This is a genomic window from Kitasatospora nipponensis, from assembly GCF_039528135.1.
In the GTDB taxonomy this organism is placed as follows: Bacteria; Actinomycetota; Actinomycetes; order Streptomycetales; family Streptomycetaceae; genus Kitasatospora; species Kitasatospora nipponensis.
Genome location: NZ_BAAALF010000063.1, coordinates 1 through 22,045, shown reverse-complemented (window position 1 = coordinate 22,045; position 22,045 = coordinate 1). Strand labels below are relative to the sequence as shown.

Sequence of the window (22,045 nt, the reverse complement as noted above, 5' to 3'; positions counted from 1 at the left end):
GGGAGGCGACGGGCATCCGACGGGCGTACGGTGCCGACGGGATCGGGAGGAGCACGACCAGGGAGGAAGTAGCGTGATGGGTGGATTCGAATCGTTCGCCGCACTGGTGGACTACCCGGTCTACGTCGTCACCGCGGCGGCCGGCCCGGACCGCGCGGGATGCCTGGTCGGGTTCGCCGGGCAGTGCTCGATCGAACCGCCGCGCTTCGTCGTCTGGATCTCCAAGGCGAACCACACCTACACCGTCGCCTCGCACGCGTCGATCCTGGTGGTCCACCTGCTCCCGGAGGCCCGCCACGACCTCGCCGAGCTCTTCGGTGGCCGGACCGGGGACGAGGTCGACAAGTTCGCGACCGCCGCCTGGCAGCCCGGTCCACACGGGGTCCCCGTCCTGACCGGCGCCATGGCCTGGTTCGCCGGCCGCGTCCTCGAGCGGACCGACCGGGGCGACGGGGTCGACGGGGGCGACCACGTGGGCTTCGTCCTCGAGCCGCTGGACGCCACGACCACCTCGCACGGCCGACCGCTGACCTACCGGGACGTCCAGGACATCGACGCCGGACACCCCGCCTAGCCGGGCCACAGAGCAGGGGGCACTGGGTGGTGAGCTGGGCAGGGCCGTTGCGCGAAGCCCCTGCGGGGGACAGGCTCGTACCAGAGGCTCGTGGAGGTCGGGCGTGTGATGACGAGTGAACCGCAGGATGCCGGCGGGCGCCGTGCCGAGGCAGGCGCTCGACCCGCTGCCGAGCCGCGAGAGCTCCAGGAGCTGCGGGACCGGCTGACCGAGCAGCACCAAGTCGACCTCGCCACCGGCCTGCTGATGGCCCGGCTGGGCCTGGCGGCACCGGAGGCGTCGGACCGGCTGGCGTCGGTGGCCGGCTCGGTCGGCGAACAACCCGAGGACGTCGCCGCCGACCTGCTCCGCACCGCCCGCACTGCCGGTCCCACCGGCTCCCCCACGACCGGGCCGACCACCCCGGGCACGGCGCCCGCACCGCACGACGGGGACGGGTCGGAGGCATCGGCGGAACCCGACGACGCCCGCGAGAACCTGGACGAGATCGCGGAGGCCCTGCTGTACAGCGGCCTCAAGCCGCTGGGCGCCTGCGGGCTGCTGCTGTGGCGGCGCGTGGCGGCCGACTGCCTGGAACTGGTGGGCGGTGCCGGCCACAGCCGGCTGGAGCGTGCGCACTGGCAGTGGGTGTCCCCGCTCTGGGAGGGGCCGCTGCGGCGCGCCGTCGCCGCGGGCGGCGAGCTGTGGCTGCCCGACGGCCCTGACGGCCCCGACGGCCCGGAACGGCTGCCCGGCCCCTCCCGCGACGCCGCGCGCGCGGTGCTGCCGCTGCGCGACGCGCGGGGTGGGCCGCTGGGCGTGGCCGTGGTCTGCTGGCCGGAGCCGACCGGGCTGACGCAGGAGGTTCAGCGGCAGGTCGGCGCCCTGGTCGAGGTGGCGGCCCAGGTGCTGACCGCGCGGGAGCGGCGGGCACGGTTGGACGTCGGCGGGCAGCCGTCCGCGCCCGTGCTGATCTCGCTGTTGGACCTGCTGGCTCATCCCGCGCTGCTGCTGCGCCGGCCGGTCGGCGGCGCCGCCCCGCTGGTCGAACACCTGAACCGGGCGGCCCGGCAGGTCTGCTCCGAGCCGGCGGGCCCCGGCCCCCGGTCGCTCGCCCGAGTGTTGCCCTACGCATGCGCACCGCTGGCCGAACTGCTCGACCTGGCCCTGGACAACCAGGTCCCGCAGATCGCGCCGCGCGTACCGACCGAGCACCAGCCCGGCGAACCGGGCGCCTTGGTCAACGTCCGGATCCTGCCGGTGGACCCGGATCACGCCGCGATGCTCTGGCACTCCGGCACGCTGGACCACAGCTTCGCCGTGCTCCGGGTGGCAGGCAGCCTGGGCGGACTGGGCGCCTTCGAGGACGACCTGACCACCGGGAGCAGCCGGTGGAGCGAGCACTCCTTCACCTGCTTCGGCCTGCCGCCGGACACCGAGCCCGTACCGCTGGCCGAGTTGGGCCGGCTGCTTGATCCGGCCGACGCGGCGGAGCTGGCCCGGGCGACCCGGCGGCTGATCGGTCACCAGGACGAGGTGAGTCTGGTCGTACGCACCCAGCGGCCGGAGGGCGGGATCCGCCGGGTGCAGATCGTCGCGGAGCCGTTGCTCACGCACGGCACCCTGACCGGAATCACCGGAATCTTCCAGGACGTGACCGGTCGCTACCACACCGAGGCGGCGCTGGCGGCCACCGTCGACCGTCTCAGCGACGTCCAGGAGCAGGCCGACACCCGCCACCGACTCGCCCTGCAGATGCAGCACGCGATCGTGCCGGAGATGCCGCAGCCGCAGCGGCTTCCCGGCCTGGAGGTAGCCGCCCGGTACCGGCCCGCCGCCCAGGAGTACCGGGTGGGTGGGGACTGGTACGACGTGTTGCCGCTGCCCGACGACCGGGTGATGGTCGCCGTCGGGGATCTGGCCGGACACGGCATCGAGGCGGCCACCGGGATGGTCGCGCTGCGCAACGGGCTGCGTGGGCTGGCGCTGACCGGCGAGTCACCCGCCTGCCTGCTGACCTGGCTCAACGAGCTGACCCTGCGCACCGCCGGCCAGCCGACCGCCACCGCGCTGTGCGCGATCTTCGAACCCGGCGCCCGGCGGCTGACCTGGTCGAGCGCCGGCCACCTGCCGCCGCTCCTGCTGCGCGAGGGGCACGCCGAACTGCTCGACTCCGCCCACAACATCCTGCTCGGCGCCACCGCAGGCGCGACCTACCGCGAGACCACAGCAACCCTTCGCGCCGGGGACACTCTGGTGCTGTACACCGACGGACTCGTCGAGCGGCGGCAGACCGACCTGCGCCAGACGCTCGCCCAGCTCAGTCGCGCCGCACAGGAGCTCGCCACCACGGACCTCAGCCACCTGGCCGACCGACTGCTGGCCCGAGCCACCGGGGACACCGAGGACGACGCCAGCCTGATCGCCCTGCGGATCGGGTGATCCGCAGGGCGATCACGCGTCGGTGACCAGGGCGAGCGCGGCCCAGACCGTCTTGCCGTCCGGCCGCCGGCGACAGCCCCAGTCCTCGGCGAGCCGGTTCACCACCAGCAGCCCGTGACCGCCGGGCCGGGCGGGGTCGCCCGGCGGCCGCGGCTCGGGCGGGCGCGTGCTGCGGTCGGTGACCTCGATCCTGACCCGGTGCGGCCCGCCGTGCAGGGCCAGCTCGGTGGCGCCACCGGCGTGCTGGCAGGCGTTGGCGACCAGCTCGGAGACGACCAGCAGCACGTCGGCCACCGCGTCCTCGCCGTGCTGGTCGAGGGCTGGCAGCCAGCCCCAGTCGGCGAGCGCGTCGAAGGCGAAGTCCCTACACCGGCCGACCACGCCCTCGACCGGGCCGGTCAGCCCCAGTCGGCGGACCATGTCCATCGCGGGCCGCCCGCCCTCAGCCGTCCGCGGCCAGCGCATCAGCCATCGCCGACCTCCGTCCCCTCGCCCCGGTCCCCGTCGCCGTCGCCGAGTGGCGCGGTGGCCGTGCCCGGCGCCGTGCCCGGCGCCGACCGGCTGAGCCAGTACCGGATCCGGGACAGCAGTTCCGCCGTGTCGACCGGTTTGGTGACGTGGTCGTCGGCGCCGGCGGCCAGGCTCTCGGCGCGGTCGCCCGGCATGGCCTTGGCAGTCAGCACGATGATCGGCAGGTCGCCGTACCCAGGCATCGCCCGGATCCGGGCGGTGGCGGCGTAACCGTCGAGTTCCGGCATCATGAGATCCATCAGCACCACATCCACGTCCTCGCGTGTGCGCAGGAGCTCGACACAGGCGCGACCGTTGTCGGCGTGCAGCACCTGTAGACCGGCCGCTTCGAGCACGACCGTGAGCGCGACCACGGTCCGCTGGTCGTCATCCGCCACCAGAGCCACCCGCCCGGCCAGATCCCGTTCGCGGGCGACCGGCGAGCTGGTCACCGCCGTGGAGGCGAGGACCGGCTCGGGCCGGCGACGGTCGGCCCCGGCGGGCAGCAGGAGGGTGAAGCGGCTGCCCACGCCGAGGCGACTCTCCGCCGCGATGGTGCCGCCGAGCAGGCGGGCCAGCTCGCGACTGATCGACAGCCCGAGCCCGGTGCCTCCATAGCGCCGGCGGGTAGCCCCGTCGGCCTGCTGGAAGGCGCCGAAGATGCTCTCCAAGTGCTCGGCGGCGATGCCGATCCCGGTGTCCTCGACCTGGAAGGCCAGCATCCGCTCGGTCGCTGTCACCTCGGTGCGCAGCGAGGCCGTGGCGGCCCACCCGACGGTCAAGGTCACCCGGCCCTGGTCGGTGAACTTGACGGCGTTGGAGACCAGGTTGCGCAGCACCTGGCGCAGCCGCGCCTCGTCCGTCACCAGGTCGGTCGGCACGTCCTGGTCGGTGCCGACGGTGAACTCCAGGTCCTTCTGCGCGGCCAGCGGGCCGAAGGCGCCCTGGAGGTTGTCCAGCAGGCGTCGCAGCGGGAACTTCTCCGGGGTGATCTCCATCTTGCCGGCCTCCACCTCGGAGAGGTCGAGCATGTCGTTGATCAACTGCAGCAGGTCGGCGCCGGCCGAGTGGATGATCTCGGCGTACTCCACCTGCTTGGGCGACAGGTTCCGCTCCGGGTTCTGGGCCAGCAACTGGGCGAGGATCAGCAGGCTGTTGAGCGGGGTGCGCAGCTCGTGGCTCATGTTGGCGAGGAACTCGGACTTGTAGTGGGAGGTGTTGGAGAGCTGCTGGGCGCGGGCCTCCAACTGCTGGCGGCCCCGCTCGATCTCGAGGTTCTTCGCCTCGATGTCGCGGTTGCGCTCGGCCAGCTGCTCGGCCTGATCCCCCAGTTCGGCGTTGGAGTCCTGCAACTCCTTTTGCCGGGACTGGAGTTCGCTTGACCGGGTGCGCAGCTCAGCGGTGAGCCGGCGCGACTCCTGCAACGCTTCGTCGGTGCGCGCGTTGGCCAGGAGGGAGCTGACGTTGACGCCGAGCACGGCGGTGAACCGGTCGAGCAGGTCACGGTGCAGTGGAGTGAAGGCACCGACGGCCGCCAGCTCGATCACGGCGAGCAGCTGATCCTCGGTCTGCACCGGCAGCAGGATCAGCTCGGTCGGATCGGTCGATCCGAGACCGGAGCCGATGGTCACGTAGTTCGGTGGCAGGGCCCGGACCAGGATCGTGCGGCGGTCCCGCGCGACCTGGCCCACCAGCGACTGGCCGAACCGGAAGGTCACCGGCGCCGAACCCGGCTCGAGCGCGCTGCCGTAGTCGGCGATCCGCAGCAGCCCGGGGCCCTCGTCGTCCGGCTGGACCAGGTAGAACGCGCCGTACTGGGCGCCTACCAGCGGCGGCAGCTCCGACATCACCACCTCGGCCACGGCCGCCGTTCCGCGCTGGCGCTGGAGGAGCTCGGAGAGCCGGACCAGGTTGCTCGCGAGCCAGTCCTGCTCCTGGTTGGCCCGGGTGGTGCGACGCAGCGACTCGACCATCGCGTTGATGTTGTCCTTGAGGTCGGCGACCTCACCCGAGGCGTCCACCGTGATGGAACGGCCCAGGTCCCCCTCGGCCACCGCACTGGTCACCTCGGCGATCGCGCGAACCTGGCGGGTCAGGTTGCCGGCCAGCTCGTTGACGTTCTCGGTCAGCTTCTTCCAGGTCCCCGACACCCCCTCGACCTCGGCCTGACCGCCGAGCCGGCCCTCGCTGCCCACCTCGCGCGCGACCCGGGTGACCTCGGAGGTGATCGAGGCGAGTTGCTCCACCATCCTGTTGAACATGGCCGCGGCGGCGCCCGACAGGCCCTTGGAGTCGACGGTGAGTCGTACCGAGAGGTCGCCGTCCCGCACCGCGGTCAGGCCCCCGAGAAGCGCCTGCAGCGCGTCCTGCTGCGGTTGGTCGGATGTCTCGGTTTCCTGTCCCATCCGGGTCACCTCGCTGTCACCGACGCTCTTCCAACTCTGACACAGCGCATCGGCCGGTGCCCTGACGGGACGCGACCGGTACCCGCTGCGAGGAGGGACACGGGCGACAGCCAGCGGTGGCCGCCGGCGTCCCTGCCGCCGTCCGCTGACCCACGAGCATCCGCCCACCGATCGAGCCCACCGGCCGGGTCTGCCGTGAGGCGGAGCCACCCACGCCGGCGCGGGGTTTGTGCGGTGGTGCGACGGGCAGGCGCGGCGGTACGGAGAAGTGAACAGCCCTGATCGAAGCCCCGGTCGGGCGGAGCGGAGAGCACCATGCGGGACGGACCACCGGCACGGTGGGGCGACCCGACCTCGTCCCGGGACCGCACGCCGGACCGCCGGCTGGGGCTGGGCCGCGAGACGTCCGGGGCCGTGAGCCGCTGCCGGACGTTCACCTGGGAGGTCCTGGTCGACTGGGGCTGGCTGCCGGCCTTCGACGAGGAGCACCAGGCAGCGGCCGACGACGTGCTGCTGGTGGTCTCGGAACTGGTCGCCAACGCCTGCCTGCACGCCGGTGGCCCCACCGAACTCTCCTTGCACCATCTGTACCGCCCGCGTGAGGCGGTGCGCGTCGAGGTCGCCGACCTCAGCCCGCGCCTGCCGGTGCCCCGACTGGCCGGGCGGGCGGCTCAGCTGGGGCAGCCGGGTGGGCACGGCCTGCGGATCGTGGCTGTAGTGGCCCGACGATGGGGCAGCCTGCCCACGTCCACGGGGAAGCGGGTCTGGGCCGAGGTAGGGGCCGAGGGCCCCGGGGAGCAGACCCCGCCTGACCCCGGAACGGCCCGCTGACCCGCAGTCCGAGCGGGCAGGGGTCGTCGCAGGTGTTCGGCGCACCGAGGCGAGGCATGGAACAGGGGCCACCGGGACACCCTCGTGCTCCCCGCCGTGCCGATCGGCCGGATCAGTCGCTCCAGCCGATCGGCACGGCGGGAACGAATTCAGAGAGCCGCAGCCGGGAAGCGTTCCCAGACCCGGTGGGTACCGAGCTGCTCCACGAGGGCGGTGACCGCATGGGCGCCGCCGGTCTCGCTGAACACGCCCGGTGCCTGTGGGTCAACGCCCGCCGCCGCCCACAGGGCGTGGGCGTCCGCGAGTCCGGCGATCGGCTTGGCGTGCCGGTACGCCTCGTTGACCAGCAGGACCACGCGGGAGTCGAGCGTCGGCTGCCCGCCCGCGACGGCACCCGACTTGGCATCGCGCGCCCCGTGGTCGTCGGCGCCGGGCGCGGGGGCGTCGGCGACCAGCAGGGCGTCGAACTCGACGGACCGGGCGGCACCGAAGGTCCGCTGCACCGCGAGGCCATCGGCCAGTGGATGACGTCGGGGAACTTGATGGCGTCCTGGATGAAGAACACCGGGATGTTGTTGCCCACCAGGTCGAATACCCCCTCGGTGGTGTAGAACTTCGTCGCGAACCCGCGGGTGTCGCGGACGGTGTCGGCCGACCCGCGCGAACCCAGCACGGTGGAGAACCGCACGGACACCGGCGTCTCCACCCCCTCGGCCAGGAACGACGCCTTCGACACGGCACCCGCGGTCCCATAGCCCCGGAACACCCCGTGGGCGGCGGCCCCACGCGCGTGCACCACCCGCTCCGGGATGCGCTCGTGATCGAAGTGGGTGATCTTCTCCCGCAGATGGTGGTCCTGCAACAGCACAGGCCCGCGCGGCACGGTTTTCAGCGAGTGATCCGAGTCCGTTAGCCGCGCCCCCTGCGCCGTCGTCAGGTAACCACCGCTCTGAGCCGCCACGTCAGCCAGCGCACCGGTGGCGCGGCCCGTGGGCGAGAGCGGCAACGGGGCCTGCTGCTCCAACTTCTTGGGCAGCGGCGCCCTCGGGTCGGTGGGCTCCGCCACCTGCGGCGATTCGCTGCTCGGCGCACCGGGCACCGTCCCCGATGGCTGGACATCGACACGCGAGGCCTCCACGACGGCATCGACGATCTTCTTCACTGGGCCCGGATTGTCGTCCATCAGTCCTCCGACGTTGGAACGAACGCTTGCAGGGGCGATCCACCGGACCGGCGCCCACAGGCTCCTACCGATGCCGCACGAACGACTATCCCGACCGGCAGTGATCTCTCCGGTACGACACACCCGGTCCCGACAAGGAGCCGCGTCGCCACCGCGGCTTCGGCCCTCCCAACAGGCCGGGGGCCGGACCTTCGGGCGGTCAGTCAGCCTGGGACTGGTCTGGCTGCTCGCCCGGATGGCACTCAAGGGCGGGACCGCCGGGCCCGTCCTGCACGTCCTGCTCGTGCTGCCGGACGCGCTCGATACGGTCGTTGTCCTTCTCGTCGACCTCGTCGTTCAGGTGTGACAGGTTCTTGGACTCCCATGCGCTTGCCCGCGGTCGAACTCGGGCTCGGTCAACGGACTCGCCTTCCCCCGTCGCCGTCGACCGGGTGCAGGATCTTGGTCATCGCGATCTCCCAGCGGACGTGGCCGCCGAGACGAGCGGTTGCTGTGCGTCTGTCCGGAAGGTACGCGGCGAATCACTCTCCGCAGGCGGGATGCTCAGCGGGCGTCGGGCAGTCGCGCCTGGGGGTTGCCGTCGCTGTCGGTCCTGGTGGCGAAGCACGGTCGGGGGCAGTAGCCGCGCCGCCGACATTCCAGCCGTCCGAGAGGCGGAAGACGCTGCCGTGCCAGCGGCAGGTCACGCAGCCGTCGGCGATCTCGCCCTGCGAGAGTGAGCGGGAGGAGCGGCTGCACCGGTCGGTCAGGACGTGGAACACGCCGTCGGTTTCCCGCACGACCAACACCGGCACCTGGCCGGCCATCGCGCGCACCGCCTCGCCGAGAGGGAATCCCTCCGTGCGCCCGAGCGTGTGCCAGCCGGGCTCCACCAGATGGGGAACGGGCTCCGCCTTGTTCGCGCCGACTGAGCCGGTAGGCGAGTGCCCAGATCGCCGCGCACGCCTACCGAGTCTGCTACCGGGAGCTTCTCCAGCGCGAGCTGAACGCCGCCGCCCCGGCCTGTGGGCCAACCTCCCCGGCGGTCGGACGCGCCGCCTGAGCTGACGGAGTCGGCTCGGCGTACTGAAATCGTCGGGCACGACCGGCCCCGCTGCATGATCTTCTGAGCACCCGTGCGAGTCGGCGCGTCGGGTGGCGGGGCACCGACGGTCCGGGGGAAGGTGTGGCCCGGGGGCCACCACACGCCCCGGGACGGCCGGGGCAGCACCGCACGGAAGAGACCGAAGATGCCTGAAGTGACCGCTGAGCACTACCCGCCCGGCACGCCGTGCTGGATCGACCTGATGGTTCCGGACCAGCAGGCGGCCCTCGACTTCTACCGCGACCTCTTCGGCTGGCAGGGCGAGATCGGCCCGCCGGAGTTCGGCGGGTACGCGACGTGCACCCTGAACGGCAAGCCGGTGGCCGGGATCATGAAGGCCCAGCCGATGAACGAGGGCGACCCGATGCCGCCCACCGTGTGGACCAGCTACCTGGCCAGCGCCGACGCGGACGCCACCCAGGCCGCGATCACGGCGGCCGGCGGCACCGTGATGTTCCCGGTGATGGACGTCGGCACGGTCGGCCGGATGCTGGTCGCCGCCGACCCGACCGGCGCCGTCTTCGGCGTCTGGCAGCCCGTCGACTTCTACGGCGCCAACGTGGTCAACGAGCCCGGAGCGCTGACCTGGAACGAGCTGCACACCTCGAACATCCCCGACGCCTCGGCGTTCTACAAGCAGGCCCTGGGCCTCGACTCGGCCCCGATGAAGGGCATGGACGACTACCACTCGCTGAGCGTCGGCGACCGCCCCGTCGGCGGCCTGACCACCCTGGAGGGCACCCCACCCGGCACGCCCTCGCACTGGCTCACCTACTTCGCGGTGGACGACGCCGACAGTGTGGTGGACGCGCTGGTGAAGGCTGGCGGCAGCGTGTTCGTCCCGCCGTTCGACATGGCGGCGGGCCGGATGTCCGTTGTCTCGGACCCGCAGGGCGCGGTCTTCGCGGTGATCAAGGCCGTCCCGATGTAGGTCGTGCAAGTCCGGCCATCTTGTGTGTCCTGCCAGTCTCACCGGCCCGGTCCGGTGAGACTGGAGGTAGTGTCAGGGCAGTTCGCCGACACCCGCGCCCAGGGCACACCGACGACCCAGAGGTGGCCACTGAGCTGGAGCGCGTCACGACCGCGCCGGGCGCGCGGGCGGGATGCTGCTGGTCCCGCACCGCAAACAGAGCACGGACGAGAGCGTGTTGCCCGCTGAATCCGCAGATTCTCAAGGTGGTGGCGAGCGCGGCCGAGCCCGGGTGAGGCGTCCAGTCACCGACTCGGACCGTGCCCACGACGGCCTCCCTGCCGCAGGCCGCGTGCGCGAGCTGGTGGGCGAGCCAGTCGGCCGGGACCCAAAAATCCCAGCGACGGGCGAGCTGCCACGGATCGTCGCGATCGGCCTACATCCGAGCGAAGCAGTCCCTCGGAGTTCCGGCCTCCGACGGCTGGGGTCCAGCTGTTTGAGGGGGCGTGGTCATCGCCAGATCACCTCGAAATCGCGCTGGAAGTGCGCGAGTTCGGAGGGAGGCAGGATCGCCTTGTCCCCGGGCCCGTCGCCGAGCGGCTCGATCTGGCTGCGGAAGCACTCCAGGGCTGCGACCTTGCGAACCCGCGCGTCGAGCGGCAGCGGGATGCAGGCCGCGCGGCGCCAGGGCAACCGGCCGTCTCCGGGCGCGGCCCAGTGCCACACCCACACCGGGTACTCCCACACCGGCACGCCCCGTGCCGCGCCGGCCGCCAGCGCGGCCCGGCCCGCGGCCTCGTGGTCCGGGTGCAGGTCCCGCCGGAAGGGCGCCACGCACAGATCGCAGTCCGCCAGCAGCCCGGCCAGGTGACCGGTCAGCTCCTCCTCGTGCTGGGCGACCGTGCCGTCGGGCACGCCCAGCGCCACGCTCTGCACATCGGCGCCCAACCGCCCCAGTGCCTGCCGCAGCTCCCGCGCGCGGACCGTTGCCAGGTGACGGCTCGCCGGGGCACGACTGTGGGGGTGGGACACCTCGCCGGCGGTGACGGACACCAGGCGCAGCCGGGCGCCGGCGGCCGCGAAGGTGGCGATCGTCCCACCGAAGCCGAGCACCTCGTCGTCGGGATGCGCGGCCACGACCAGGACGCGCGGGGGGCGCCGGCCCGCGGCCGGGGGCAGGCAGGCGAACGGTTCGATGACCGTCAGGTCGCGGAGCCCCGGCCAGGTCTGCCAGTCGTCCTCGGGCGTGCCGAGCGCCTGGATCGGGTCGGCCGGAGGCGGGAGAAGCGCCCGGGCGCTCGGCGCACCGGCTGGGGACTCTCCGGTGTTCATCGGCTGTCCGCCTGCAGCAGATCAGGCTGCCTCTGCTCGCACCCGGGCCAGGTCCGAGGGGTGGACGAGCGGAACGACGATCCAGCGGTCACGACGAACTGGCGGGCAGTGCGCCGGGCGCGCGCAGATGGGACACACCTCCCATGAGCTCTGCACCCCGCGCCGAAGAGGAACAGAGCCAGTACCAGAACAGCTGGAAGCGGAATCACCCCACCGACCTCCGCGTGATCAGCACAGTTGGGTGTCGGACACGCGTCTGCCCACACTGGGACGATCCACTCCGCGCGGCCCCGCCGGCCGGAGCAGGGCAACGCCCCGACAGCTGGGCGAATGTCGACGCCAACTTCTGTGGCCGCTGTTACCGGTGATGCATGCGTCCGGCGTCCTCATGGCCGATCGCCCCCAGACCTCTGCCGTCCAGTACCGGGCAGGCCAGCCGGCGCACGCGCACCGCCACGAGCACCCGTCAGCCGTCCGCCGGCCCGTCCGCCGCCGTCCGATGGTGGAAGTCGTGCGCGCGATCCGTTGGTACCCCGCAGACCGGGCCGGTCCGGCAGCCTGGCTGACCGTCGAAGTGGGTGTGTAGGAAGGGTGCGACGTCGTCCAGGGCCCGAGGCCGGCCCAGAGCCGGGCCCGGCTTCAAGGACCTGCGGCCCGGTGCCCTCACCCCGGCAGGAGGGGCGTCTTTGGACGGACCCGTACTGGGTATCCGCACGACGGACGGGACGACACTTCCAGTGCATCCCACCTTGCCTGTGACAGGAGGGCCTGTCATGAATCCGGTCGAACGCCTGATCCGAGCCGTGGACCGCGCCCAGCAACGCCGCACCTCCTTGGCGGTAGGAGTCGGCGTGGTCAAAAAATACGGCGATGACCGCGGCGGTCTGCTGGCCGCGCTGATCACCTACTACGGGTTCGTCGCGCTGATCCCCCTGCTACTCCTGCTGTCCACGGTGCTCGGATTCGTCCTGCACGGTCATCCGGGCGCGCAGCAGGCCGTGGTCGACTCCGCGCTCGCTGACTTCCCGATCATCGGAGACCAGCTACGGCAGAACGTTCACACCATCCAGGGCAGCGGCCTGGCGCTGGTCGTCGGCATCGCGGGGCTGCTGTACGGCGCGCTCGGGATCGCGCAGGTCCTGCAGCACACTATGTCCGAGGTGTGGAACGTCCCCGGACTCAAGCGTCCCGGCTACTGGTCGCGCCTGGCCCGCGGCCTCGCCCTGTTCGCGGTCCTGGGGACAGGACTGATCGTGGCCACCGCAGCCGCGAGCCTGATCACGACCACGCTGGCGGGCACCAGCGCCCGCGTCGGTGCCCTGGCACTGTCCGCGCTTCTCAACACTGCCCTCTGCCTGGCATGCTTCCGCATCCTCACCGCCCAGCAGATCGCGACGCGCTCCCTGCTGCCTGGCTCCTCGATCGCCGGACCACTGTTCACCCTCCTTCAGGCCTTCGGTGCGGTCCTGGTCACGCACCAGTTGCGCCACGCCACCGAGGTCTACGGGTTCTTCGCCACCGTGATCGGCCTGCTTTCCTGGCTCTACCTCGTGGCACAGGTGACCGTCTTCGCCGCGGAGACGAATGTGGTCCTCGCCCGGCGCCTGTGGCCGCGCAGCCTCGTCCAGCCCCCGCTGACCGAAAGCGATCAGGAGGTCCTGGAGTCCATCACCCGCCAGGAGGAGCGCCGCCCCGAGCAGCACATCGATGTTGCCTTCGAGGACCCCGCCCAGGGCGTGAACGGCGAAGGGGACAACCCCACCGGGTGACCGATAGCCCTGGACACGCCGTCTGCCCGGGCCGCCGTAAGCCCGGGCGGACGGACGCTTCCCTACCAGCGGCCCCGGCCCCCGCCAGCCGTGGTCACGGGCAATGAACCCGAGCAACCAAATGACGCGGACGGCCGAGGCGACCCACCACAAGACCTTGATGGCGAAGCCGGCAATCCGCATCATCACCGGCGACGTAGCGCGCCTCGTCGAGTTCTACGCGCGCGCCACAGGGGCGCAGGCGACGTGGGCCAACGAAGACTTCGCCGAACTCAAGACCGCGGGCGCTATTCGCCCCGGGCTCTGCCCGCCCGGCGGATAACCACAGCGTGATCATCGAGTTCCTCGTCGACGACGTGGACAGCGTTCACGACAACCTGACCGGCTTCGTCACCAACTTCGTCACCAAGCCCACCACGATGCCCTGGGGCAACCGTTCGCTGCTGTTCCGTGACCCCGACGGCAACCTCGTCAACTTCTTCACCCCCGTCACCCCAGCAGCCATCGAAAAGTTCGCACGCTGACGCCACACACAGCCGCTCACACGGGAGCCCTGAGATCCCAGGGCTCCCGGTGAACGCGGCCGCCGAGTCCAGGAACGCCACCAGCAGGAGACATCGGAACGCACCGCTGACCCTCGAAGGAGGGAAACGTTTTGCTGGTTCAGCAAGAGAAGTGGCACCGGTGGCGGGGGCGCACCATGGTGGGCCGCATGAATACGAAAGCGATACCCGCAGAGTTTGATGTCGTTGTCGTCGGCGGTGCAACCGCTGGTCTGTCGGGGGCGCTGACCCTGGCCCGGGCCCGGCGTTCGGTGCTGGTGCTCGATTCCGGGCAGCCGCGCAACGCCCCCGCTGCTGCGGCCCACGGCCTGTTGACGCGCGACGGGGTGGCGCCGCAGGAACTGCTGCGTGCCGGCCGCATCGAAGTCGCCCGCTACGGGGGCACTCTGCTCCAGGACGGCGCGACGTCCGCACGCCGGACGGACGGCGGGTTCGTCGTGGGCACGCACAGCGGCCGGACGTTCCGTGCCCGCCGTCTGCTGGTGGCGACGGGCCTGTCGGACGAGCTGCCGGAGGTGCCGGGGCTGTGGGCGCGATGGGGGCGCGACGTGCTGCACTGCCCGTACTGCCACGGCTGGGAAGTGCGCGACAAGCCGATCGGGGTGCTGGGCACCAGCGCCGTGTCGGTGCACCAGGCCCTGTTGTTCCGCCAGTGGTCACCGCGCGTCACCCTGTTCCTCCACAACGGCCCCGAGCCGAGCGAGGAGCAGTGGGAGCGCCTCGCTGCCCGCGGTATCGGGGTCGTCCAGGGCGAGGTGACCGGCCTGGACATCACCGACGACGCCCTGAGCGCTGTCCGGTTGGCCGGGGGACTGCGCATCCCGGTGGACGCGCTGGTGGTGGCTCCACGGTTCGTGGCGCGCAGCGGAATCCTGTCCGGCCTGGGAATCGACCCGGTGGAGCACCCCATGGGAGTGGGGACCTACGTTCCCTGCGAACCGGGAGGTGTGACGGAGGTTCCCGGGGTGTACGTGGCGGGCAATGTCACCGATCTGATGGGCGGCCTGCCCGCCGTGCAGGCCTCCGGAGTGGCGGCGGCTGCGGCGATCAACGCCGACCTGGTGAATGCCGACGCTGACGAGGCAGTGGCCCGCCGCCGTTCCGCCCAGGTCTTCAGCCCGGCCAACGAGGCGTTCGTGTGCGAGCGGGTCCTGGGTGATCGCCGGCACGGCTTGGATTCGATGCTGCCCCCCGGATCCGGCCGGTAACGGGGGGCCTGCCCTTCAGGGGCGGGGGTTTCAGGCGGGGCGGGCGCGCAGGTGGGCGCGTTCGCCCTGCTTGCCGAAGATGATCAGCAGTTCCACGGGCTGGTCGTTGTCGGGGCCCAGCCAGTGCGGGACGTGGGTGTCGAACTCCGCGACTTCCCCCGGCGCCATGACCAGGACACGGTCACCGAGGTGAAGGCGGAGCCTGCCGTTGAGCACGTAGAGCCACTCATAACCCTCGTGTGTCCGGAGCTCGGGCTCACCCGCGGTGGGGCTGATGACGAGCTTGTGCGCGTGCAGGCCGCCTGGCCTGCGGGTCAGCGGCACATACGTCATGCCGCCGCGCGTGACGGGGCGCAGATGCACACGGGGATCGCCCGTCTCCGGAGCGCCGACGAGCCCGTCGAGCGGGACGTTGTAGGCGCGGGCCAGGGGCAGCAGGAGCTCCAGGGTGGGCTTGCGACCTCCGCTCTCCAGGCGGGAGAGCGTGCTCTCCGAGATCCCGGTGAGGTCGGCCAGGGCGGCCAGCGTGATGGCGTGCCGGCGGCGCAGGTCCCGCAGCCGGGGTCCGACACCGGCCAGCACGTTCTCGAAGTCGTCCATACACCGCACCTTGCTGAACCGGCATGAGGGATTGCAACTTCTTCGGCGACTGACACGTCGACCTGGGCCAATTCATGACGGCAGATCGCGCTGGCCAGGGCTGGTACTTCACATGGTGCGGAGAACGCGTGTCCTCTCCGGTGGGCCACCTCGTGCACACGGATGGACGGGTCGGTGTCGAGGGTGGGAGCCTCGTCTTCCCCGAAATCGATCCTTCCATCCCGGCCCACATCGAGTCTCACGCCCTGATCGACATGGTCTCGACCTGGGATCACAGCTCAACCGATGTCGACGGCTTCGCGCTCGCCCGCTGACTCGACGGCCTTACCGACGTCCCCGAAGCCTCAGGACCCACCGTTCGCTGGAGGGTCTCCGGCAACGTTGCGGTCAAGGATTTCCAGAGCTGGACCAGCCCGGCGCCTCGCCACTGGCGCGCAGTCATCTGGAGCCGCGGTGGAACCGACCGCCTCCAGGTTGAAGAGGTCGCCGTACGCGCAACCGAGCAGCCACACGTGTCGCCAAGCCCAGCTTGAGGCGCTGCTTGACAGACTTGATTCCACAGAGAGGGCGGGAAGTCGGCCGGCATCGCCCGCCACTCGGTTCCGTTGTCGACGAAGTAGCGGATCGCGTCCACAGGATGCGGGTCCGACCGGGGTGAGGTACCCGTGCTCGGGGCGCCAGCGGAGCTTGGTGCGGTTGCACTCGGCTTCGATCGCCGTGCAGCTTCCGTGTCAGGGGGCGGAGCAATCCGGGTGAGGCGAGGGCTGCGAATGACTGGTAGCAGCCGCGCGGCGGCCCTTCCCGTCACCGGCCCGCCGTTCGTACCGGCCGGCCGGACCGGTCAAGGTCGGTCGTCGCGTGCATCCCCTATGACGAGGGAACGCTCTCATGAACAAGCTTCTGATCCCCTTCGCGGTTGCCGCCGCAGTCCTACCTCTTGGCGCGGGGGTGGCCTCCGCCGATGCGACGCCTCACGCCGCAACCGAGCACGACCAGAGCACCATGGTCAGCTTCGCCCGCCTGAGCCCGGTGGTCAACAACCGGGTGACCGGGCTCGGCAATGCCACCGTCCAACTGACGGGCGACAACGCGCAGATCACCATCCACGTGCGGGGTCTGCTGAACGATGCCCCGCACGCCATGCACATCCACCTCCGGGGCTCGGGAGAGTGCCCGGAGGCCGATGACTCGACCCTCCTGAACGGCCACCTGGCCACCTCCACCGCCGACGGCCTGAACGACTACGGTCCGATCGGCACCTCGCTGACCACCCACGGTGACACCAGCCCGGCCAGTGCCCTGGCCATCGATCGCTTCCCCAACGCCGGAACCTACACGTACGTGCGGACCATCCAGGTCACCGATGACGTGGCCAGGGCCATCAGGTCTGACAACGCCGTGATCGTCGTGCACGGGATCGATTACAACAGCAACGGCAAGTACGACAACGTGCTGGGTTCCAGCGAGCTCGATCCGAAGCTGCCGCAGGAAGCCACCGCCCCCGCACTGTGCGGCCCCCTGAGCTGACCGACGCCCCCCGCAACCACAGCCGTGTGCCACGCCATCGGTGCGGCACACGGCGCCGGGGATGCGTCCCAGACGGTTCCGTTACTGCGAGCTGTAGAGCGGACGGCAGCCGGCGTCGGTGCAGCCGGGCTCGCAGTGGCAGCCGCCGCGTTCCCCGGCGATGGTCAGCTCCTCGGCACTGGTCTTGGGGGCGCTCATCCGACTGCTCCGTCCGGGGAGGCGTAGGTGGAGCACAGAGCGATGCACCACTGGGCGGACTGAAGGTTCGAGGCGATCCTGCGCCCCTGCAACCGGGTGGCCCCGTCCTGTGCCGGCTGCCGCATTGGTGACTAGATGCGGCAGCCGCCCTTTCGCGTCTGCGCTCTACCCGGCCCGGCTGCCCCGGTTCTCAGTCCTCGGGCCCGGCGAGGACGAAGTCGTCCTGGGTCAGTTCGGCTCGCAGTCGCTCTTCGGCGACGTTGGCGTAGTGGGTGGAGAGTTCGACTCCGATGAACTTCCTGCCCTCCTTGAGCGCGGCGACGCCGGTCGAGCCGGAACCGGTGAACGGGTCGAGGACAGTGCCGCCTTCGGGGCAGATCTGGACGATCTGCTGCATGATCTCGACCGGCTTCTGGGTGATGTGGACGCGGTCCTTGCGCGGCTGGGAGGCGATGAAGTGTCCGGGGAGGTAGATCTCCCTGTTCTTGTTGAGGCTGCCCTTGACGCCCCAGGTGATGAACTCGGCGGACTGCTTGAAGCCACCCTTCCTCGGGCGGCTGGCGGGCTTGATCCACGGGATCGTGCCGCACCAGGTCCAGCCGGCCATCTGGAGTGCGTCCGAGGTGGTGGGTTCCTGCCTCCAGTCGGAGAAGACCATCGCGACGGAGTGCTCCTTCGACACCCGGTACCCCTCGGTCAGCAGCGCGGTCAGCCACGCGCGGTACGAGCGCTGGTCACGGTTCTCGCCGGGGAAGGTCTGCAGGTCATGCGCGGAGCCGCTGGTCACGTACTTGGCGCGTGCGTCGCGGGCGGTGCGCTCGGAGCTCGTGCGTCCGCCGGAGTTGTACGGCGGGTCGGTGATCACCGCATCGGCGCTCTCGTCGGGCAGGGTCTTCAGCACGGTGAGTGCGTCTCCTCGGTGGAGGGTGTAGCTCATGCGCGGGGCCTCTTTCAACGCGTGACGGGATTGGTCGCACTCCGTCCGACGCCGATGCGGCAGTTGCTCGGAGTGGGGATGGGCCGGAGGTTAGCCGCGATATCCGGCCGCACCTAACCTCGGGCTTTCATGAGGCCAACTGTCCGGTAGGTGATCAGCTAACTGATGAGCGCCTCTGACCAGCGAGAATGAGGATTGTCCACGTCCTGCCGCCCGCACCAGTCGGAGGCACTTCTCAGGTGAGTAACCGCCATGACGTCCAGACTCACGCGGCCTCGGGGAGTGCGCCGCATCGTTAGAACGGCGGCGACCACCGGCTTGCCCAGGTCGGCGTGTACCCGGCTGGAGGCCAGACGCGGTCCTGAGGGAACGACGGGTGGGGCCACACATGGCCCACCCATTCGCATTCCGGGATCGCGCCTTCCCAGTCATCGACGCAGCGGTCGGCCCAGTCACGGCCTACCAGCACCGGCCGGGACAGCAGTCCGTTTGCGGTGTTCTGCGCTCGCAGGACCAGGCCCAGGTCGTTGATCCCGGGGTTTCCACGCGGCCCATAGGACACGCCGCCCATCGACTCGGGCAGATCGAACAGCCATTGCTCCAGCTCGGCCGGGTTGCCACCGGCCAGCTCCGCCCCCTCCAGCGTCACTTGCGGCCCGCGAACAGCATCAGTCGCGACGCAGAACAGTCGGCCAGAGCCGTCGAAGTATTGGTACACCGTGGGTTCCGCCGGGCCGAGCCCCAGCTGGATGCCCACGATCTCTGGAAAGCAGGGCTCGGCTTGGAATCGACGCAGCTCAGGGGTCTTCGGCAGCGCCATCGCCGCCTCATCCATGCTCATGCCGAACCGCAACGGCCCGACACTCTCCAACGGTGTGAGCACCCACACCGGCCGGGCCTGTTCGGTAACTGCTTGAGCGCCTGGCGACGTCATCCAGCCCATCCCCCTCTACCAACGGGCTACGGGTAGCCCGTCCGACAGATGATCAGGTAAGCGAAAAGTGCCTCTGACCAGCGAGAATGAGGATTGTCTAGGCCCTTGTTCCCGCGCCCGTCGGAGGCACTTCCCAGGTGAGTAAGCGTATCGGGTCCTATCCGCGTGTGCGGGTGTCGGGTGGTGGCAACGGAGTGGTCTCGCAGGCCGGCGGGGTGCTGCTCGTTGAAACGGCTCGCCGGACAGGACTCGCCGACGCGCTGTCGGCGGCGCTCGCGCCATGGCGCAAGCCCAGGGCGGTGCACGATCCGGGCAAGATCCTTCTGGATGTCGCGCTCGCCGTGGCCATGGGTGGGGACTGCCTGGCCGATGTCGCGATGCTGCGGGCCGAGCCCTCGGTGTTCGGCCCGGTGGCCTCCGATCCGACCGTCTCCCGGCTGGTCGACACCCTGGCCACGACCGGACCGCGGGCGCTCGCGGCGATCCGCCGTGCACGGGCCGAAGTCCGCGAACGGGTCTGGACGTTGGCCGACGACGCGGCGCCGGACGCGGGCGGCGAGGTGATCGTCGATATTGACGGTGTGCTGGTCCTGGCGCACTCCGAGAAGGAGCACGCCGCCAAGACCTGGAAGAAGTCCTTCGGACACCACCCGCTGTTCGCCTTCGTCGAGCACGGCGCGGGCGGGTCCGGCGAGCCGGTCGCCGGCCTGCTGAGACCGGGCAACGCGGGCAGCAACACCGCCACCGACCACATCGAAGCCGCACGTCTGGCCCTGGCCCAGCTCCCGAGGAAGTACCGGCGCAGCCGACGCACCCTGATCCGCACCGACTCCGGCGGAGGCACCCACAAATTCCTCAACTGGCTCACCGCACGAGGTCGATGGCTGTCCTACTCGGTCGGGATGACCATCACCGACGCCATCCACGCCGCCGTGCTTCTCATCCCGGCCTCGGCCTGGACGGCGGCCATCGAGCCCGACGGCGAGATCCGTGACGGTGCCTGGGTCGCCGAACTCTCCGGCGACGTCCTGGCCGGCTGGCCGAAGGGCATGCGGCTGATCGTCCGCAAGGAACGGCCGCACCCCGGCGCCCAGTTGCGCTTCACCGACGCTGACGGGATGCGGCTGACCTGCTTCGCCACCAACACCACCGGCCCCCCGATCGCCCAGCTGGAGCTGCGGCACCGCCAACGCGCCCGCGCCGAGGACCGCATCCGCGCCGCCCGCGATACCGGCCTGCGCAACCTGCCCCTCCACGACGCCGCGCAGAACCAGGTCTGGCTGGAGATCGTCCAGCTCGCGCTCGACCTGCTCGCCTGGATGCCCATGCTCGCCCTGACCGGCCCCGCCCGCCGCTGGGAGCCCAAGCGCCTGCAGCTGAGGCTGTTTTCCGCCGCCGCCCAGCTCGCCACCACCGGCCGCCGCCGCTACCTACGCCTGGCCCGCCACTGGCCCTGGACCGACGTGATCACCAGCGCGTTCGAGCGCCTGCAAGCCCTGCCTGACCCCGGCTGACCAGCCACAACTCCCTGTCCCGACGAGCAGCGTTCACTTCCGGAGCCGTGGAACCCGGCGTCCACCCGACGCGTCAGCCGGGCCGCCGGCCTGCCCACATCACCCGAAACGGCCTACCGGATGAACCGACGGACCGTCACGAAAGATCGAGGCTAATGAGCCTTCCGCCCGTCGCCGGGGCCCTTTCCGGGGTCGTTTGGTGCGGCCGGAATCCGCGTCTACTGTCTGGCCTGTCGCCGAGGCGGGGCCCAGCTCCACTCACGCTGACCTGTGGTGATTCATGTTGCACCGTCCAATTGCGGTGCGCTGTCGGCGCATTCGAGACGATTTCGCAATCCGAGGAGAGTCCCCGTGCACCGCCTGAGATTACGAGCGCGGCTGGTTGCCGCGCATGACCCGCGACCGACTTCCGGGAGCTACCAACTCCCCGAGCCCGGGCCCTCCTTCAAGGGCGGATTCACAACGGCGCGGTGCCGGCGGCTTTGCACGAGAAGCCGGTACCGCGTCTCCTACGATCAGCGAGGAGCCGCTGCGATGCAGCATGCCCTGATGCACCCACCGTCAGGCCCGATGCTTGGCCCGGTCACGGCCGTCCACGGCGTCGACTGTTGGCGGCGGTGATGAAGAAGACCGCCGGAGCCGCGGTCGGTCTCGCCGCTGCCGGCCCGCTGATGCTGGCCATTCCGGTCCTCGTCGCAGCTGCCGGATCCGCAGCCGCTTCCTGCTCCAGCGGCGTCGTACAAGCGGTGGATACGTCGGCGGTGGCCGCTCAGGTGAAGGCGATTCTGGACGGCGGTGACAGGAGCACCGTTGCGGTGTCGGGGCTGGACAATCCGGCCGAGCAGGTGCCCAACGCCGAGACGATCCAGGCCACCGGCGTCGCGATGCACATCCCGGTCCGGGGGCAGATCGTGGCGCTGGCGACCTCTCTGCAGGAGAGCGGCCTGCGGAACCTCACCTACGGGGACCGCGACAGCCTGGGCTTGTTCCAGCAGCGGCCTTCCCAGGGCTGGGGCACCGCGGCGCAGATCCTCGACCCGGTGCACGCGAGCACCGAGTTCTACTCGGCGCTCCAGAAGGTCTCGGGCTGGCAGTCGATGACCGTCACGCAGGCTGCCCAGACGGTGCAGGCGTCCGGCTATCCGGACGCCTACGCCAAGTGGGGACCTCTGGCCACCGCTCTGCAGAAGGCGATCGAGCCGCTGCTCGCCAAGACCGGCGCCACGCCGAGTCCCAGCCCCGGCGGCGGTAGTCCCCCGCCGCCCCCAAGCGCCGCCGGCTGCACGAGCGGTGGGGACGGCTCCGACTTCGGAGCCATCCCACCGGGCACCCTGCCGGCCGAATACGCGATCCCGGCCGACGCCCCACCCCAGGTGCAGACCGCGATCCGTTGGGCACTGGGCCAGCTCGGCACGCCGTACCAGTGGGGCGGCACCTGTACCGATCCGCACGGGCCGGACCCGATGGGCCGGTGCGACTGCTCCGCGCTCATGCAGGCGTCCTACCGCGCCGCCGGGGTCACCCTCGGGCGGACGACCTACGACC

At 71.0% G+C, this 22,045-nt stretch carries 17 protein-coding genes and 3 pseudogenes; 11 read left to right on the top strand and 9 right to left on the bottom strand.

The window, feature by feature from the left end; genetic code table 11:
* Window positions 1-76 precede the first annotated feature (76 nt).
* Window positions 77-574: a flavin reductase family protein gene (locus tag ABD323_RS18905; RefSeq protein ID WP_344442875.1), complete on the top strand. Its 498-nt coding sequence runs from the start codon at window positions 77-79 to the stop codon at window positions 572-574.
* Window positions 575-682: 108 nt separating this feature from the next.
* Window positions 683-2,995 carry a SpoIIE family protein phosphatase gene (locus tag ABD323_RS18900; RefSeq protein WP_344442874.1) on the top strand — a complete coding sequence of 771 codons (2,313 nt, stop codon included), beginning with the start codon at window positions 683-685 and terminating at the stop codon, window positions 2,993-2,995.
* Window positions 2,996-3,007: 12 nt separating this feature from the next.
* Here the strand turns inward: ABD323_RS18900 and ABD323_RS18895 are convergent, their stop codons facing one another.
* Window positions 3,008-3,460 (bottom strand): ATP-binding protein, encoded by a 453-nt coding sequence (locus tag ABD323_RS18895; protein WP_344442873.1) that lies wholly within the window; start codon window positions 3,458-3,460, stop codon window positions 3,008-3,010.
* Window positions 3,460-5,841 (bottom strand): annotated as a pseudogene (locus tag ABD323_RS18890) (ATP-binding protein); the annotation flags it as partial. The gene ABD323_RS18895 and the pseudogene ABD323_RS18890, both read right to left, overlap by 1 nt.
* 384 nt (window positions 5,842-6,225) lie before the next feature.
* On the opposite strand from ABD323_RS18890, the gene ABD323_RS18885 reads away from it, so the two are divergent.
* Window positions 6,226-6,741 carry an ATP-binding protein gene (locus tag ABD323_RS18885; protein ID WP_344442872.1) on the top strand — a complete coding sequence of 172 codons (516 nt, stop codon included), beginning with the start codon at window positions 6,226-6,228 and terminating at the stop codon, window positions 6,739-6,741.
* A 149-nt stretch (window positions 6,742-6,890) separates the two neighbouring features.
* Here the strand turns inward: ABD323_RS18885 and ABD323_RS18880 are convergent, their stop codons facing one another.
* From ABD323_RS18880 to ABD323_RS18870, 3 genes and pseudogenes are all read right to left on the bottom strand, one after another.
* A complete protein-coding gene (locus ABD323_RS18880; RefSeq protein ID WP_344442871.1) occupies window positions 6,891-7,244 on the bottom strand; it encodes a hypothetical protein in 354 nt (117 codons plus the stop codon).
* A 17-nt stretch (window positions 7,245-7,261) separates the two neighbouring features.
* Window positions 7,262-7,924: pseudogene (locus ABD323_RS18875) on the bottom strand (catalase); the annotation flags it as partial.
* Between the two features lie 521 nt (window positions 7,925-8,445).
* The gene (locus ABD323_RS18870; RefSeq protein WP_344442870.1) at window positions 8,446-8,730 is read right to left on the bottom strand and encodes a Rieske 2Fe-2S domain-containing protein; all 285 of its coding nucleotides are present in this window, start codon (window positions 8,728-8,730) and stop codon (window positions 8,446-8,448) included.
* A gap of 423 nt (window positions 8,731-9,153) precedes the next feature.
* Between ABD323_RS18870 and ABD323_RS18865 the strand changes: the two genes are divergently transcribed.
* Window positions 9,154-9,939 carry a VOC family protein gene (locus ABD323_RS18865; RefSeq protein ID WP_344442869.1) on the top strand — a complete coding sequence of 262 codons (786 nt, stop codon included), beginning with the start codon at window positions 9,154-9,156 and terminating at the stop codon, window positions 9,937-9,939.
* A 489-nt stretch (window positions 9,940-10,428) separates the two neighbouring features.
* On the opposite strand, the gene ABD323_RS18860 is transcribed toward ABD323_RS18865, so the two are convergent.
* Window positions 10,429-11,250: a PIG-L deacetylase family protein gene (locus ABD323_RS18860; protein WP_344442868.1), complete on the bottom strand. Its 822-nt coding sequence runs from the start codon at window positions 11,248-11,250 to the stop codon at window positions 10,429-10,431.
* Between the two features lie 686 nt (window positions 11,251-11,936).
* Between ABD323_RS18860 and ABD323_RS18855 the strand changes: the two genes are divergently transcribed.
* The 3 genes and pseudogenes from ABD323_RS18855 to ABD323_RS18845 all read left to right on the top strand — a co-directional run bounded on the left by ABD323_RS18855 (window position 11,937) and on the right by ABD323_RS18845 (window position 14,790).
* Window positions 11,937-13,019: a YihY/virulence factor BrkB family protein gene (locus tag ABD323_RS18855; protein WP_344442867.1), complete on the top strand. Its 1,083-nt coding sequence runs from the start codon at window positions 11,937-11,939 to the stop codon at window positions 13,017-13,019.
* Window positions 13,020-13,179: 160 nt separating this feature from the next.
* Window positions 13,180-13,543: pseudogene (locus ABD323_RS18850) on the top strand (VOC family protein).
* Between the two features lie 188 nt (window positions 13,544-13,731).
* Window positions 13,732-14,790, top strand: a complete 1,059-nt coding sequence (locus tag ABD323_RS18845; RefSeq protein WP_344442866.1) for an NAD(P)/FAD-dependent oxidoreductase — start codon at window positions 13,732-13,734, stop codon at window positions 14,788-14,790.
* Between the two features lie 30 nt (window positions 14,791-14,820).
* Here the strand turns inward: ABD323_RS18845 and ABD323_RS18840 are convergent, their stop codons facing one another.
* Window positions 14,821-15,390: a helix-turn-helix domain-containing protein gene (locus ABD323_RS18840; RefSeq protein ID WP_344442865.1), complete on the bottom strand. Its 570-nt coding sequence runs from the start codon at window positions 15,388-15,390 to the stop codon at window positions 14,821-14,823.
* 128 nt (window positions 15,391-15,518) lie between these two features.
* On the opposite strand from ABD323_RS18840, the gene ABD323_RS18835 reads away from it, so the two are divergent.
* Together ABD323_RS18835 and ABD323_RS18830 are read left to right on the top strand one after the other, a co-directional pair.
* A complete protein-coding gene (locus tag ABD323_RS18835) occupies window positions 15,519-15,704 on the top strand; it encodes a hypothetical protein (protein WP_344442864.1) in 186 nt (61 codons plus the stop codon).
* Between the two features lie 574 nt (window positions 15,705-16,278).
* Complete coding sequence (locus ABD323_RS18830) at window positions 16,279-16,917, top strand: hypothetical protein (RefSeq protein WP_344442863.1); 639 nt, start codon at window positions 16,279-16,281, stop codon at window positions 16,915-16,917.
* Window positions 16,918-17,305: 388 nt separating this feature from the next.
* Here the strand turns inward: ABD323_RS18830 and ABD323_RS18825 are convergent, their stop codons facing one another.
* Together ABD323_RS18825 and ABD323_RS18820 are read right to left on the bottom strand one after the other, a co-directional pair.
* Window positions 17,306-18,052 carry a DNA-methyltransferase gene (locus ABD323_RS18825; protein ID WP_344442861.1) on the bottom strand — a complete coding sequence of 249 codons (747 nt, stop codon included), beginning with the start codon at window positions 18,050-18,052 and terminating at the stop codon, window positions 17,306-17,308.
* Window positions 18,053-18,347: 295 nt separating this feature from the next.
* Complete coding sequence (locus ABD323_RS18820) at window positions 18,348-18,986, bottom strand: hypothetical protein (RefSeq protein WP_344442860.1); 639 nt, start codon at window positions 18,984-18,986, stop codon at window positions 18,348-18,350.
* 137 nt (window positions 18,987-19,123) lie between these two features.
* On the opposite strand from ABD323_RS18820, the gene ABD323_RS18815 reads away from it, so the two are divergent.
* The gene (locus ABD323_RS18815) at window positions 19,124-20,500 is read left to right on the top strand and encodes an IS1380 family transposase (protein WP_344442859.1); all 1,377 of its coding nucleotides are present in this window, start codon (window positions 19,124-19,126) and stop codon (window positions 20,498-20,500) included.
* A gap of 620 nt (window positions 20,501-21,120) precedes the next feature.
* Window positions 21,121-22,045 (top strand): C40 family peptidase (locus tag ABD323_RS18810; protein ID WP_344442858.1); only part of this gene is annotated, 925 nt, incomplete at its 3' end.

What these genes read in the sequence shown, in the direction of transcription:
- ABD323_RS18905 (WP_344442875.1), top strand. Translation starts at nt 77, where the DNA reads ATGGGTGGATTCGAATCGTTCGCCGCACTGGTGGACTACCCGGTCTAC.
- ABD323_RS18900 (WP_344442874.1), top strand. Translation starts at nt 683, where the DNA reads ATGACGAGTGAACCGCAGGATGCCGGCGGGCGCCGTGCCGAGGCAGGC.
- ABD323_RS18895 (WP_344442873.1), bottom strand. Translation starts at nt 3,460, where the DNA reads ATGCGCTGGCCGCGGACGGCTGAGGGCGGGCGGCCCGCGATGGACATG.
- ABD323_RS18885 (WP_344442872.1), top strand. Translation starts at nt 6,226, where the DNA reads ATGCGGGACGGACCACCGGCACGGTGGGGCGACCCGACCTCGTCCCGG.
- ABD323_RS18870 (WP_344442870.1), bottom strand. Translation starts at nt 8,730, where the DNA reads ATGGCCGGCCAGGTGCCGGTGTTGGTCGTGCGGGAAACCGACGGCGTG.
- ABD323_RS18865 (WP_344442869.1), top strand. Translation starts at nt 9,154, where the DNA reads ATGCCTGAAGTGACCGCTGAGCACTACCCGCCCGGCACGCCGTGCTGG.
- ABD323_RS18860 (WP_344442868.1), bottom strand. Translation starts at nt 11,250, where the DNA reads ATGAACACCGGAGAGTCCCCAGCCGGTGCGCCGAGCGCCCGGGCGCTT.
- ABD323_RS18845 (WP_344442866.1), top strand. Translation starts at nt 13,732, where the DNA reads ATGAATACGAAAGCGATACCCGCAGAGTTTGATGTCGTTGTCGTCGGC.
- ABD323_RS18840 (WP_344442865.1), bottom strand. Translation starts at nt 15,390, where the DNA reads ATGGACGACTTCGAGAACGTGCTGGCCGGTGTCGGACCCCGGCTGCGG.
- ABD323_RS18830 (WP_344442863.1), top strand. Translation starts at nt 16,279, where the DNA reads ATGAACAAGCTTCTGATCCCCTTCGCGGTTGCCGCCGCAGTCCTACCT.
- ABD323_RS18825 (WP_344442861.1), bottom strand. Translation starts at nt 18,052, where the DNA reads ATGAGCTACACCCTCCACCGAGGAGACGCACTCACCGTGCTGAAGACC.
- ABD323_RS18820 (WP_344442860.1), bottom strand. Translation starts at nt 18,986, where the DNA reads ATGACGTCGCCAGGCGCTCAAGCAGTTACCGAACAGGCCCGGCCGGTG.